The 13,896-nt window shown below is 59.8% G+C and carries 14 protein-coding genes and 1 pseudogene; 5 read left to right on the top strand and 10 right to left on the bottom strand.

Going from position 1 to position 13,896, the window contains the following annotated elements:
• Positions 1–131: 131 nt before the first annotated feature.
• Entirely contained in the window at positions 132–878 is a 747-nt protein-coding gene (locus PH558_RS32100) for an acetoacetate decarboxylase (protein ID WP_015343520.1), read from the top strand.
• Between the two features lie 36 nt (positions 879–914).
• Entirely contained in the window at positions 915–2,072 is a 1,158-nt protein-coding gene (locus tag PH558_RS32095; protein ID WP_095437190.1) for a patatin-like phospholipase family protein, read from the top strand.
• Between the two features lie 114 nt (positions 2,073–2,186).
• On the opposite strand, the gene PH558_RS32090 is transcribed toward PH558_RS32095, so the two are convergent.
• Positions 2,187–2,804 (bottom strand): CGNR zinc finger domain-containing protein, encoded by a 618-nt coding sequence (locus PH558_RS32090; RefSeq protein ID WP_095437189.1) that lies wholly within the window; start codon positions 2,802–2,804, stop codon positions 2,187–2,189.
• Between the two features lie 164 nt (positions 2,805–2,968).
• Between PH558_RS32090 and PH558_RS32085 the strand changes: the two genes are divergently transcribed.
• From PH558_RS32085 to PH558_RS32075, 3 genes are all read left to right on the top strand, one after another.
• Entirely contained in the window at positions 2,969–3,655 is a 687-nt protein-coding gene (locus PH558_RS32085) for an alpha/beta fold hydrolase (RefSeq protein ID WP_285208307.1), read from the top strand.
• Positions 3,656–3,711: 56 nt separating this feature from the next.
• Positions 3,712–4,554: an alpha/beta fold hydrolase gene (locus tag PH558_RS32080; protein WP_095437187.1), complete on the top strand. Its 843-nt coding sequence runs from the start codon at positions 3,712–3,714 to the stop codon at positions 4,552–4,554.
• A gap of 75 nt (positions 4,555–4,629) precedes the next feature.
• Positions 4,630–5,400: an SDR family oxidoreductase gene (locus PH558_RS32075; protein ID WP_285208306.1), complete on the top strand. Its 771-nt coding sequence runs from the start codon at positions 4,630–4,632 to the stop codon at positions 5,398–5,400.
• 20 nt (positions 5,401–5,420) lie between these two features.
• On the opposite strand, the gene PH558_RS32070 is transcribed toward PH558_RS32075, so the two are convergent.
• The 9 genes and pseudogenes from PH558_RS32070 to PH558_RS32030 form a co-directional block, all read right to left on the bottom strand.
• Positions 5,421–6,320: a hypothetical protein gene (locus PH558_RS32070; protein WP_285208305.1), complete on the bottom strand. Its 900-nt coding sequence runs from the start codon at positions 6,318–6,320 to the stop codon at positions 5,421–5,423.
• 135 nt (positions 6,321–6,455) lie between these two features.
• Entirely contained in the window at positions 6,456–8,153 is a 1,698-nt protein-coding gene (locus tag PH558_RS32065; protein WP_095437184.1) for a GMC family oxidoreductase, read from the bottom strand.
• A 3-nt stretch (positions 8,154–8,156) separates the two neighbouring features.
• Complete coding sequence (locus PH558_RS32060) at positions 8,157–8,885, bottom strand: SDR family oxidoreductase (RefSeq protein ID WP_285208304.1); 729 nt, start codon at positions 8,883–8,885, stop codon at positions 8,157–8,159.
• A 143-nt stretch (positions 8,886–9,028) separates the two neighbouring features.
• Positions 9,029–9,751, bottom strand: coding sequence for a ParA family protein (locus tag PH558_RS32055; protein WP_285208303.1), 723 nt, complete (start codon positions 9,749–9,751; stop codon positions 9,029–9,031).
• 299 nt (positions 9,752–10,050) lie between these two features.
• Positions 10,051–10,932, bottom strand: a complete 882-nt coding sequence (locus PH558_RS32050; protein WP_285208302.1) for a hypothetical protein — start codon at positions 10,930–10,932, stop codon at positions 10,051–10,053.
• 189 nt (positions 10,933–11,121) lie between these two features.
• Complete coding sequence (locus tag PH558_RS32045) at positions 11,122–12,204, bottom strand: protein-glutamate methylesterase/protein-glutamine glutaminase (protein ID WP_285208301.1); 1,083 nt, start codon at positions 12,202–12,204, stop codon at positions 11,122–11,124.
• Between the two features lie 5 nt (positions 12,205–12,209).
• Positions 12,210–13,061, bottom strand: coding sequence for a CheR family methyltransferase (locus PH558_RS32040; RefSeq protein ID WP_285208300.1), 852 nt, complete (start codon positions 13,059–13,061; stop codon positions 12,210–12,212).
• Between the two features lie 12 nt (positions 13,062–13,073).
• The gene (locus PH558_RS32035; RefSeq protein WP_095437180.1) at positions 13,074–13,583 is read right to left on the bottom strand and encodes a chemotaxis protein CheW; all 510 of its coding nucleotides are present in this window, start codon (positions 13,581–13,583) and stop codon (positions 13,074–13,076) included.
• Positions 13,584–13,896, bottom strand: a pseudogene (locus tag PH558_RS32030) (methyl-accepting chemotaxis protein); the annotation flags it as partial. It abuts the gene before it with no gap.

Here is a 13,896-nt window from a genome sequence, read left to right as displayed (position 1 = left end):
CGTATGTCGCTTTGATAACAGTGCGGTTTCGCCTCTCGCCGCAACCCTTCGACAGCTGACACTTCACTGTCATGCAACCATGCAAGTTTTCGCTCCGGTACCGGCGATTTCCTCCAACGACGGAATATACGATGAAGGTCGAAGACATTCTCAAGCATGCCTATGCGATGCCGCTGACCAACCCCTCCTATCCTCCCGGGCCCTATCGGTTCTTCGATCGCGAATACATCATCATCACCTACCGGACCTCGCGCGAAGCGCTTGAGGCGGTCGTGCCCGCGCCGCTCGAAATCGACGAGCCGCTGGTGAAATACGAATTCATCCGCATGCCGGATTCCACTGGCTTCGGCGATTATACCGAGACCGGGCAGGTCATCCCGGTTACCTATCGCGGGCAGAAGGGCGGCTATGTTCACTCCATGTATCTCGATGACGATGCGCCGATCACCGGTGGCCGCGAGATCTGGGGCTTTCCGAAGAAGCTCGCCAGCCCGAAGATCGTCAACGAGGGCGAGGTCATCGTCGGCACGCTGCATTACGGCAGCGTTCTCTGTGCTACGGGGACGATGGGTTACAAGCACAAGCCGATCGACCAGGGACCGCTTCTATCCGCTCTCTCGGAACCTAACTTCCTGATCAAGATCGTGCCGCATGTCGATGCCACCCCGCGCATCTGCGAGCTTGTGCGCTATTACTTGACCGATATCACCATCAAGGAAGCCTGGACTTCGCCGGCTGCCCTCGATCTTCGGCCGCATGTCATGGCCGACGTCGCACGGCTGCCTGTGCTGGAAGTGGTTTCCGCGGTTCATTTCACCGCCGATCTGACGCTCGGCCTCGGCGAAGTCGTTCACGACTATCTGGCAGAGCGCAGATAACCAAACCTCATTGCTATTTCATGCTGGAGACGGACCGTGCTTGAACGAAACACCAAGGCCGCAGCCCCGACCATCCCGGAAATTGCCACGCAATATGATCGCGTCGCCCTGGTTTTCCAAGGGGGCGGGGCGCTCGGCGCCTATCAGGCCGGCGTCTATCAGGCGCTTGCCGAAGCGGGTTGCGAGCCGACCTGGCTTTCGGGTGTGTCGATCGGCGCGGTCAATGCCGCGATCATCGCCGGCAACGAGCCCAGCCGGCGCCTGCAGCGTTTGGAGCAGTTCTGGCAGATCATTTCCGGCCGCAAGATCTGGGCCTATACGCCCGAAGGTGATTTCTTCCGCGATATCCGTAATCGCACCAGTTCCTGGATGACGATGACCATGGGCCAGCCCGGCTTCTTCAAGCCGCGCTTTCCCAATCCCTGGTTCGAACTGCCGGGCGCAGAGGGCGCCACTAGCTTCTATGACTCGGCAGAGCTCAAGAAGACTCTGGAGATGCTCATCGATTTCGACGTGCTGAATGACGGCAAGAAGCGTTTCAGTGTCGGCGCGGTGAATGTGCGCACCGGCAACTTTGTCTATTTCGACACCGACAACATTCGCATCGGCCCTGAGCACATCATGGCGAGCGGCGCCCTGCCACCCGCCTTGCCGTCCATCCGCATCGAGGGCGAATATTACTGGGACGGCGGCATCGTCTCCAACACGCCGCTGCAATATCTGCTCGATCAGGAAGAAGACCGCAGTTCGCTGGTCTTCCAGGTGGATCTCTTCAGCGCCCGCGGCGTCCTGCCGCGCAGCATGCCGGATGTCCTGTCGCGTCACAAGGACATCATGTATTCGAGCCGCACGCGGCAGAACACCGACAACTTCAAGCGAATTCACGGGCTGAAGATGAAGCTCCTGGGTGCGTTGAAGCGTGTTCCGAAGGATCAGCTGACACCGGAAGAAGAAGAGCTGATTGCGGATTATTCCGATGCCGGCGTCGTCAACATCGTGCATCTGATCTATCAGCACAAGAATTACGAAGGTCACGCCAAGGATTACGAGTTCTCGGGCACATCGATGCGCGAGCATTGGGACATGGGCCTCGAAGATACCAAGCGCACGCTGCGCCATACCGACTGGCTGCTGCCACCCTTCAGCGACGATGCCGTCGCCATTCACGATCTTCACAGGGAAGACCCGGCCTGAGCCGATAGTTGCCCTTCGGCCCGACTTTAGCGATGATCAGGCCGGAGCGAGCTGCGCCTAGCTCCGGCTGATTTCATGGTTCCTGCAAAACCCCTATCTTTTGCAGGACTGGTGTCAGCTCTGCTTGAGCCGGTGCCGATGCGCCGCCTGTTTGGCGCGATTGCCGCACATCGCCATGCTGCACCAGCGTCTGCGGTGACCGCGCGTGTGGTCGACGAAGAGCAAGGTGCATGCGTGGCCTTCGCAGGCTTTCACATCGGAGAAATCCTCGGTGCAGACAAAACGCCCCAGCGCTTCGCCGATCGGCAATAGCAGCGATTCCGGTGACCGCCATTTCCGCATCGGCTGAAAACCGAGCCCTTCTCCGCCGGATGGTCTTGCGACGATCCGACCAAAACCTTCGTCGCGTTCCAGCAGGCGATTCAGTGGCTCCAGATCGCTCAAAGCATCCGATGTGAGCGGTTTTCCCTTGTGGGAGTTTACGAAAGCCCTGAACCATTCGCGCAGGTTTCTTGCCTGATCGGCGACCTTGTCGAGTTCGCCGGGCAGCGCCCGTTCGCGCATGACATCGAGCGTCTCACGAGGCACTAGGCCCGCCTGTTCCAGCCAGCGAAGCAAGCCCTCCCCATCGTCAATCCAGTCGATCGGCACATCCACCGGCGTTGCGACCGAATTGAGGAAATCCAGTCCCAGCGTATCGCCGACGAAGATGGCGGGCGAGTGGTTGTCCATGGACTACTCCCTTTCCGGCCGTCGACAAGAATGTCGGATGGCCATTCGAAAACACGATCGACATATAACCCGTCAAAGGCCTCTTGACAAGTTACGCATGTCGAGCGTAACCCTATTGCCGTCATTTGAATGGTTACGGATTTCGGGCCACAGGGAGAAAGCTGATGTCGTCGCAAAATGCAGATATTGTTCTTGTCCATGGTGCCTGGGCGGATGGGTCGGGTTGGGCAAAAGTGATCGCGCCGCTGGCCGCCACCGGCTTTTCGGTAACTGCCGCTCCATTGCCGTTGACTTCCTTTGACGAGGATGTCGCCGCGCTCGAACGCACCCTGGAGCGGACGACGAGACCGGTGATCCTGGTCGGCCACGCCTATGCCGGCGCGGTTATCTCAGCTGTTCGCGGCGAAAAAGTAACGGCCCTGGTCTATATTGCTGCACTTGCGCCGGATGAGGGCGAGACGGTCGCCGACGTCTTCCATCGCGGCGAGCCGCACGCGCAGGCGCCGAAACTGGCGCCCGACAGCCACGGGCTGATCTACCTTCCGCGTGGCGCATTCGCGGCCGCCTTTGCACAGAATGCCAGGGCCGATGAACTCGCGGTATTGGCTGCCTCGCAACGGCCGATCTCGCCGGCATGCATCACCGTCCCCGTCGCCCGCCCGCTCTGGAAGGACCGCCCCAGCTGGTTCCTGATCGCCGAGGAGGACCGAATGATCCGGGTCGACAATCAGCGCTTCATGGCAGCCCGCATGAAGGCGAAGCAGCGCTCCGTCCCGGCCGATCATATGCCGATGGTCACGGCGCCGGGCGCCATTGTCGACATTATCCAAGACGCCGCCGCCACTGTCTGAATCCTCGATTTGTAACTCTATAAGTGTAATTAGAAAGGTTATGAAAGGGCCTTATCATGACTGATATCAGCTATCGCACCGTCAATGTCGAAGGCGTCAAGGTCTTCTACCGCGAGGCCGGCTCTCCAGGGTCGGACAAGCTGCTGCTCCTGCACGGCTTTCCGACTTCCAGCCACATGTTCCGCGATCTCATCCCGCTGCTGGCCGATCGTTATCACATCATCGCGCCGGATCTTCCGGGCTTCGGGCATTCCGATGCGCCGAAAGGCAGCAACACGTTCGACAGCATCGCCGAGACGATCGACCGCTTCACCGAAATCGTCGGTTTCGACCGCTATGCCATCTATGTCTTCGATTATGGCGCTCCGACCGGCTTCCGCCTGGCTGTGAAGCATCCGAAGCGGATCACGGCGATCATCTCGCAAAACGGCAATGCCTATGAGGAGGGTCTGAGTGAGGAGTGGAATCCGATCCAGGCCTACTGGCGCGAAGCCTCCGAGGAAAACCGAAATGCACTGAAGGCGGCGCTCACGCCGGAGGCGACGGCGTGGCAATACACGCATGGCGTTCCGGATGCGAACAAGGTTTCTCCGGACGGTTACACGCTCGACAGCTATTATTTGGCCCGCCCGGGCGCGGAAAACGTACAGCTCGATCTTTTCGGCGACTACAAGAGCAACGTCGCGCTCTATCCGACCTTCCAGAATTACTTCCGGACCCATAAGCCCCGTCTGCTGGCGATTTGGGGCAAGCATGATCCGTTCTTCCTGCCGCCCGGTGCCGAGGCTTACAGCCGGGACATTCCCGAGGCGATCGTCAAGCTTCTCGACACCGGCCACTTTGCCCTTGAAACGCACGCGGCTGAGATCGCAGTCGAAATTCGCGCTTTCCTTGGCTAACGCCAAGTTCTGCCGCGCCGGCGATGGATCGTCGCGGCAGAGTGCCTGCTTACTTTCAATGTTAGGAGGAACATCATGCCCGACACCGTCGCCATCATCACCGGTGCAAGCCAGGGAATTGGGCGGGCGACCGCTATCCGTCTTGCACGAGATTTCGGTGCATTGGTTCTTGTCGCCCGTAATAAGGACAAACTGGAGGATACGGCCAAGGCCGCCGAGGCGGCTGGCAGCAGAGTGCTTGTCATCGACGCCGATCTTGCCGAACCGGCAGCCACCCAAAGCGTCGTTGATGAGACTTTGTCCGCCTTCGGCCGGATCGATGCGCTTCTGAACATTGCCGGTGCGGTCCCACAGATCGACCTTTTCGACATGACGGATCAGCAATGGGACGATGGCTTGGCTTTGAAGCTGCACGGCGCACGCCGGCTGACGATTGCCGCCTGGCCGGCACTGAAGAAGACGCGCGGTTCGGTGGTGCTGATGTCAGGCAATTCGGCCATCTTTCCCAAGGCAGCTTATGCAGCCGTCGGCACGATCAATGCCGCAATCATCGCCCTGGCAAAAGCCTTCTCCGATCGCGGCATTGCCGATGGCGTTCAGGTCAACAGCGTCCTGCTCGGCCCGGTCATGACCGGGAGGCGACGGTCCTATCTCGAACATTGGGCGCCTCTGCACGATATGACCGTCGAAGAAGCGACCGCCAAGTTCCCGCGGGAAGCGGGAATTGCCCGCTATGGCGAGCCGGAAGAGATCGCAGAGCTGATGGCTTTCCTGGTCTCGCCAGGAGCGCGCTGGATGACCGGCTCGGCCCTGCGTATGGACGGCGGCGAGGTGAAGTCGGTTTGACCGACGCCGGGTGCCAGACGTCAGCGAGCCTTGTAGCTGACGGAGATCTTCGCGCTCGCCAGCGCTGTTTGCGCGAGTTGTGCCGTGTCCAGACCGAGGGTGCCGATCGGCAGCGGCTTGTCAAAAGCAAGGTCGAGCGTGAAGAAGCCTGTCGGGTGCGGCAGATCCTGTACGAAACGCAGCAGCGCCTTTTTCGATTCGGCATCGATACGGCTGTCGGGCAGAGCCTGCAGCGCGGTGGCCGTCGTATCACGCAACTGGTTCATGCCTTGGGCGGGATCTTCCAAACCTGTCATCTGCTGCAGAAAGACAGCCAGTGACGGCACGGCCATGCCCTCGAACAGTCCTATATTATCGAGCCGGAAGCGCAGATGGGTGAGACCGGCCGATCCATTTTGCATCAGAGCCGGCATGCCTGCATTTTTGGGCAAGCTCAGCTCGGCCGAGAGCGAAGCTTTGCCGAGGCGCAGATTGGTGAGCTCCAGCTCCTGAATATCCAGGTAACCATCCTTGGGATCGAAACGGAAGGCGCCGGACATCTCCATCGGCCATTGCTGGACCGTCGTAATGTAATTCGCCATGGCGTTGTCGAGCATCGGCGTGAAACGCACGCCCTCGACCGAGAATCGCCCCCAGGTTGGCAGATGGTCGGGCTTGCTTGCGATGGACTTGAGGAAGTCGGCTAATCCGTCTCCCTTGAACTCGGCGCGTTCGAAGGTCCATCCCACTCTGCTGCCGGATTTGAACAGGCCATTCGTAACCGCGCAGCCATCATGCAGGTCGGAAATGGCAAAGCCGTCGGCATGCTGGATCACCGCACTCCCCTCAATGAGATCGGTACATGGCGTCCCGGCCGCGGCCGCGGCGGCGGTGAGGGGCGTGAGGGAGGCGAGCAATGGGAGCAGGAGGGAGAAGCGCATCTTTCAGAACTACCTGTTTGAGTCGATCGGCAAATAGCAGCCGCGCCATGTTTGCGGCCATGCCGTGCATGTCAAGGCGTGAGATTTCCGCACGCCGCGCGCCGGCAATGTGGGTCGGTAAGACGGCGGTGTTTCCTAAGTGGGAATGCGATTAGCATCGGTCGCGCGGATCAGGTCTGCGGCCTTTTCGGCAAGGCAATAGGTGGCCGCGACCGTGTTGGCCGAAACGATGCTCGGCATGATCGAGGCGTCGACGACGCGCAGGCCCTCGACACCATGCACCCGCATGGAAGCGGGGTCGACGACCGATCGTTCTCCGCGTCCCATGGCGCAGGTGCCGACGGGATGAAACAGCGTGCCGACCCGCTCGCGGATGAAGGCGTCGAGCGCGCCATCGCTTTCGATATCTGGCCCTGGGTCTATCTCGGCGTCCAGATGTGATGTGAACGGAGCCTGCGCCGTGATCTGGCGTGCTAGCCGGATACCCTTGCGCAGCACGTCCATGGTGCTGTTACCGCGGAAGAAATTATAGAGAATCGAGGGCTTCTCGTTGGGATCGGCGCTCTTCAGGGCGACGCGACCGATGCTCCCGGGCCGCAGCTGACAGACATGCATGAGGAAGCCATGGCCGGTGAAGCCCGATGCGGCCTGCGTATTGGCCCGGCCGGTGCAGAAGAAGAGCTGGATATCGGGCCGGTCGCTTTCAGGATCTGTCGAGATGAAGCCCCCGCCTTCGCCTGTGGTCGAGGAGAAGAGGCCGCGTTTGGTAAAAACCCAGTTAAGGACATGGCCGACATTGCGAGGCAAGGCGCGCCAGGAGACGCCGTAGGGCGCGATGGATTTCGCGCGATATTCGATGGTGACGTCGAGATGATCCTGCAGGTTCTCACCGACCCCGGGCAGGTCGGCGATGACAGGAATGCCATGGCGAGCAAGCTCCTTGGCGCTGCCGATGCCCGATAGCATCAGCAGATGCGGCGACACGAAGGAGCCGGAAGATAAGATGATTTCGCGGCCGTCGAGCCTGCCGTTCTCCCCATTTCTTCGAAAGGCAATGCCGGATGCCTTTCGGCCATCGAACACGACGCGCGTTACCTCGGTTTCGCCCATCACGGTGAGGTTCGGCCGATGTCGCACCGGGTCGAGATAGGCGCCTTCTGCAGTGACGCGCTCACCGTTCTTTTGTGTGAACGTATAGAGGCCGACACCATTCTGTCGCGCGCCGTTGAAATCTGCGTTGAGGGGATGGCCAGCCTCTTGCGCGGCCTTCAGAAACACTTCCGCCATCGGATTGACGCTGCGCAGCGGCGCGATGTTCAGCGGTCCGTTCGTGCCGTGATAGGCTGGGTCGATCTGCTTCTCGAGCGGCTTGTTGCCGAAGCGAATGTGCTTTGCGGAGCCAGGCTCGGCCAGGATCTCGAAGCGCTCCAGTTTACGGAAATAGGGCAGCAGGTCGTCATAACCCCAGCCCGGATTGCCGAGGTCGCGCCAATGGTCGAAATCCTCGCGCTGGCCGCGGATGAAGATCTGACCGTTGACATTCGTCGAACCTCCGGTGCCCTTGCCACGCGGCAGAGCGATCGAGCGGCCCTGCAGACCGGGTTCGGGTTCGGTTTCGAACCATGACATGAATTTCGGCCCGCCGAGAAAGGCGAGCGCCGGCGCCATGAAGGTGACCATCGCGAGCGGAATGCGCACAATGGGTTTCCGTGCATTGCGGTCCATGCCCGCCTCGACCAGGCAGACGCGTATGGCTGGATCTTCGCTCAGGCGATTAGCCAGCACGCAACCCGCCGCACCGCCACCGACGATGATATAGTCGAATTCGGGCAAGGTTCAGATATCCTGGGTCTGCGGCAGGATCACCAGATCGCGGATGGTGACATTGGCGGGTCGCGTCAGCATGAAGAGCACGGCATCAGCCACATCTTCCGACCTCAAGCCCTCGCGCGCCGCAACCTTGGCATCGATAGCGGCAGGATCGGTATAGCCCCAGAGCTCGTTCAGCACGACGCCGGGCGCCACGGAGCCAACGCGGATATTGTGCTTCATGGTTTGCCGTCGCAGCCCGTGTACGAAAGCCTGAATCGCATGCTTGGATGCCGAATAGATCGGCTCCCAATGGATGGCCTGGTGCCCGGACACCGAGGAGGTGACGACGATCTGGCCGCCGCCCTGGGCAATCATGCCTGGCAGCACGGCGCGAGCCAGCCGGAAGACTGAATTGACGTTGATGGAAATGAGCTCATCCCAGGCGTCGGGATCGCCTTCGGCAACATCGCCCGGAATGTAGAGGCCAGCATTGGGCAGGAGAATATCGATCCGGCCGAAATGCTCTGTCGCTGCATCGACGACCTTCTTGACGGTATCCGGTTCGGTGAGATCCGCCGGCAGCACCAGCGCGTCACCGTCAGCCTTGTCTGCGACCGCCTGCAGCCTTTCGGCGGAACGGCCGACGAGTGCGAGCTTCGCTCCCTCTTCACCAAGCGCCAATGCGATTGCGCGCCCGATACCGGAGCTTGCGCCGGTGACCAGCGCGACCTTGCCTTCAAGCTTCTGTCCCAAGATATCCTCCCCATTGGCGGGGTCTTGGAAACTCTCCGCCAAATGGGGAGCCTAGGTAGGCTAGTTCTACCCGTCAATGAAAAATCTTTTCTCACGTAAATTTTGTGGCCAATGCAGCAGGCAGTATCAGCGGATCGGACTTGTCAGGCCGACAGCTTGTATCCGTCTGTTTTCGCCTGTGTGGTTACGCGGCCGCTATAGGGCAGGATGCGGCGCAGAACTTCCTGGGCAAGTGTTTGGGCATTCTGCTGCGCCTTGTCGAGATTGCTCACCGTTTCGGGATCGATCGAATAAAGGGTCTGGCCATAGCCGAAGACTTCCCGATAAGCGGCGCGCTCGATGATCGGCGTGGACATCACATGGACGCGGCGGCTCGACAGCAGCTCCTTTACCGATTGCAGCGCGCGTGTGGTGACCATTGGGTTGACGCGCGTCAAAACCACCGAATACGGGATGCGGATATCAGCCCGATCCTCCAGATACTGCAGCAGCTCGATGACGTTGGTAGCGCCTTCCGCATCCATGGCGGAGCCTTGCACGGGAATGAGCACATAGTTCGAATAGCCGAGTGCCTGCGCCAGCAGCGGGCTGCGGGCGCCGGGCAGGTCTATGAGCAGGAAATCGACCTCGCCGCGAAGCTTGCGCGCATGCTGACCGAGATTGGCCGCTGTCACGTAGGGCACCACGGAAAGCGAAGGAGGTGCCCTTTCGCCCAGCCGCTCGTGCCATTTGGAGATCCACAATTGCGGATCCGCATCGAGGACGGCCACCGAAAAGCCCATTCGGGCGAGTTCGCAGGCAATGATGACGACGGCAGTGGTCTTGCCGGCGCCGCCCTTGGTGTTGGCAAAGGTCAAAACGGCCACGTGAACTCCCTGGACTGATGGGTTGAGCAACTCAATGGGGCGGGCGAGGAGCTGTCATGGCTTAGCTGATCGTTACGCATTTATGGTTAACAAACCCTTTTGGATGAGGCCCAATCCGTCAACTCCTTCTACCGGATCAAGCGGCTGTAAGCGCTTCGAGGCGTCGCTTCCGCCGTATTTTTCCGATTAGACAATTTGCTATATTCTGTCGTCGATCACTGGGAGTTGCCGCGTCATATAGCTTGGCTATGGAAGAAGGCTCGCAAATGCGAGCCCTCCATTTCGGAATGAACGAAGGATTAGTTATTCAAGAAATCCGGTGTAATACGATCAAGTTGCTGCAGCTGCATGATGCCGCGATTGCGATCAACTGCTGACTCCGGAACCCTTCTCGGCCCGACAGGAGTCGACTTATCGGTACCGTTCTTTGATGGCAGATTTAGAATATTTGGCGCTTTAAGAATATAAGGAGAAGTGCCCTGAAGCTCTTTTCCTGGCGGTAGGGTGTGGCTTTCTGGAATGGGGGCGACCACGATGACCCTTGTTGGTTTCGGCGTTTTCGGCAGCTCTGAAAAGGTGAAATCAATCGTCTCTATGGTCGTTCTGGCATGAGATATGCCACCGGTCGCGATCCATTTCCCGTCGCCAAAGTCAGCGCCCACACCCGCGCCTGTGGTGACTGTTACTCTCACGGAATAGCTGAAACTATTCATTTGGCGCTCTGTGTGATGCGAAACTTGAGATACCCAATCACGCAATCTGAAGTCTTTCACGTCGACGTATATATCTTTGTAGGCCTCTTTTCTCGCGCATGCCTTTGAACGTTTCTCAAGCACGAAGACGCTATATTCGACCTTACCGTTTCGATAGGCTTCACGCGAAGCGCTGGCATTTGCAGAGTACAGAAGCTTGTCGACGCCTGCCGGTGCTATCCATTTCAATGGATCGACGTTGGCGTCGTCGTTTGCTGTCACATTTTGAGTAATCGCATAAGTCGATGTCCAATTGGAGAAATCAAACCCGCCCCGGCTCTTGTTCTCTTTAAATACGGTCAGAATCTCGCACTCAACGATGTCAGCCAGCTTGTTTATACTTTCCGGCTGAGCGTCGGGCATGCGGGGTAATGTGTTGCATCCGGCTAGGCTGACTAAGGTGGAAAGAATTATTACTTTGATCTTCATTAGATTCCCCTCTGTTTGTTACAAACTGAGCGTCGTCGCACAAAGATATTCTGTCCAGTAAATAATAAACCTTATCGTGTTTTTTGCTGAGTGCAGATAAACGCATGCGTTGCTAGAAGGCGGATGTTCCGCAAGATCCCTTCTGCCGGTTCGAGATAGGAACAGCCGAAGAGATAGCAGGCAACATCATCAATGCCGTTTATCGGCCGCCAGGATTTCGCGAGCGATCTGATCCAGCCCGACGGTTCTGTCGACACCGCCATGAGCGATCGCTTCCTTGGGCATGCCGAAGACGATGGAGCTTTCCTCATCCTGTGCCACCGTGAAGGCGCCGGCATCGTGCATTTCCTTCATACCGCGCGCGCCATCGTCACCCATGCCGGTCATGATGACACCCATCGCGTTTCCCGCTGCCGAGCGTGCGGCCGAGCGGAAGAGCACATCGACGGAGGGCCGATGCCTGGAGACGAGGGGGCCATCCTTGATCGCCACGACATAGCGCGCGCCCTGGCGCTCCAAGAGCATGTGCTTGCCGCCGGGGGCGATCAGCACATGGCCGCGCAGCACCGCATCGCCGTGTTCGGCTTCCTTCACTTCCACCTCGCAAAGGCTGTTCAGGCGCTTGGCGAAGGCGGCGGTGAATTTTTCCGGCATATGCTGCACGATGACCATGCCGGGCGTATTGGCCGGCAGTGCCGTGAGCATTTCGCGAAGCGCCTCGGTGCCGCCCGTGGAGGCTCCAACGCAGACGATCATCTCCGTCGTCTTGGCCATGGCCCGGCCACTCGGCGGCGGCAGAACGGCATCGGCCGTCAGCTTGGCCGTCGGCTCGGCCGCGGTGACAATGCGACGGCGAGTACTGCCGAGCCGTGCTGCGGCGGCACCCTTGACCGCTTCCCGGATCATCGACGCGGTTTCCGCCAGATGGTCGGCGGCGGCGATCTTGGGTTTGAGGATGATATCGACGGCGCCTGCCTCCAGCGCCTGCATCAGGGTTTCCGAACCTGCCTCGGTGAGCGAAGAGCACATGACGACCGGAATCGGCCGCTGCGCCATCAGCTTGCGCAGGAAGGTGATGCCATCCATACGCGGCATTTCGACATCGAGGGTGATGACGTCGGGGATTTCTTCCTGGATCTTCTTTGCGGCCATGAAGGGGTCGGAGGCGGCGCCCATGACCTCGATGTCAGGGTCAGCAGACAAGACCTGCGTCATCACCTGCCGGACGCTGGCAGAATCGTCGACGATGAGCACACGGATCTTCCTGGCCATGCGCGTCAGACCTTTCTGAAGACCGTATTGGCGACCTGCTTGACCGGCAGATTGAGGCCGCTGATCGTCTCGGAATGGCCGACATAGAGGAAGCCGCCCGTCACCAGCTTCTCGCAAAGCCTGGAAAGAACCTTCTCCTGTGTCGGCTTGTCAAAATAGATCAGAACGTTGCGGCAGAAGACGATATGAACCTTGTCGCCGATTTCATAGGCGCGGTCCATGAGATTGAGACGGCCGAAGCCGATCCTCGCGCGCAGTTTGGGGTGAATGCGAACTTCGCCGCGCTCCGGATCGCGCGCTTCCATGACATAGCGCAGACGCCGCGGCCGATCGACGGGCTCGATCATCCCGGCGGGATAGACGCCCCTGCGCGCCGCCCGAAGAACATCGGTCGACAGATCGGTCGCAAGGATGCTGTATTCGGGTGTGCCGTGGGCTTCGCGATAGTCCTCAAGCACCATTGCGATCGTGTAGGGCTCCGCGCCAATGGAGCAGGCCGCACTCCAGATCCTCAGGCGGCTGTGTCCCGCTGCAAGCAGCTCGGGAACGGCGGCACTTTCGAGATGCTCGAAATGCTTCGGTTCCCGGAAGAAGTCCGTCTTGTTGGTCGTGACCGCATCGATCAGATGGATCGCTTCGCGATCGATGCCGCCGCGCTTGAATAGATAGTCGCAATAATCGTCGAGGTCGCCGATTCCGGTTGCCCGCAGCCGACGACGCAATCGTCCTTCCAGCATCGTGCGCTTGCCCGGCGGCATCTTGATGCCGCTATAGTCGTAGATATAGCGGGCGAGCTGGTCGAAGTTCCGCCGGCTCAGCCCCTGGTCTCCGTAGTCTCTTACATCCTGCAACGCCACTTTACGTCCTACTCAAACAGCGGCCAGTTCGGAGGCTCTCTGGCCCATCCCCACACCCATCAGCGACACCTTGTCGGTCGATGAGAAGAGCTTTGCGAGATCGATGATGACAACGAAACCGCCATCGCGGCGCACGACGCCGGCAATATATTCGGATGGCCAGCGCACTCCGATATCGGGGGCGCTTTCGATTGCCTCATGCTTGAAGGCCGTGACCTCGAAGACGCGATCGGCGACGAGCCCGAGCGTCAGGATCTTCTCTGCGATCGGGATGTCGATCACGAGGATGCGTGTGTGCGGCGTCTTCGTGGTGGGCGACATGCCGAGCCGCATGCGCAGGTCGATGACCGGCACGCCCTGACCCCGCACGTCGCGGAGGCCGAGCAGATAGTCCGGCCCATGCGGAATGCGAAAAGCATCCTGATGGTCCAGGATTTCCCTGACCACCGTGACAGGCACGGCGAAGCACTCGTCGCCGAGACCGAACGTCACATATTGCGCTTCGGTGCTGGTCGCAGCCATTTATGCGCTCTCCCTGAAGTCGTTATCATCCGCATCCGGCCCGCCCATGGACATGTCGAGGGTAAAGCCCTTGAGCCGAGCCTGCTGCGCGGCGACGCTGTTGTCGGTGCGTGCGGCCGGCGCTCTGGCAGCCGGTGCCTTGACGACAGGTTTGGCCTTGGATGCCACGGATGTATGATGGACCGGAGCGTGGACAGGAGCCTGGGCCTTGCGGGCATTGGCCTGATCGACCTTGAAAAAGGCGATGGAGGCCTGCAGCTCCTCCGCCTGGGCGGCGAGCTCCTCCGACGTTGCCGACATTTCTTCCGATGCA

This window comes from Rhizobium pantanalense, from assembly GCF_030182525.1.
Lineage (GTDB): Bacteria > Pseudomonadota > Alphaproteobacteria > Rhizobiales > Rhizobiaceae > Rhizobium.
The sequence above is the reverse complement of the archived record's forward strand: the minus strand, read 5'-3'. Positions and strand labels throughout refer to the sequence as shown.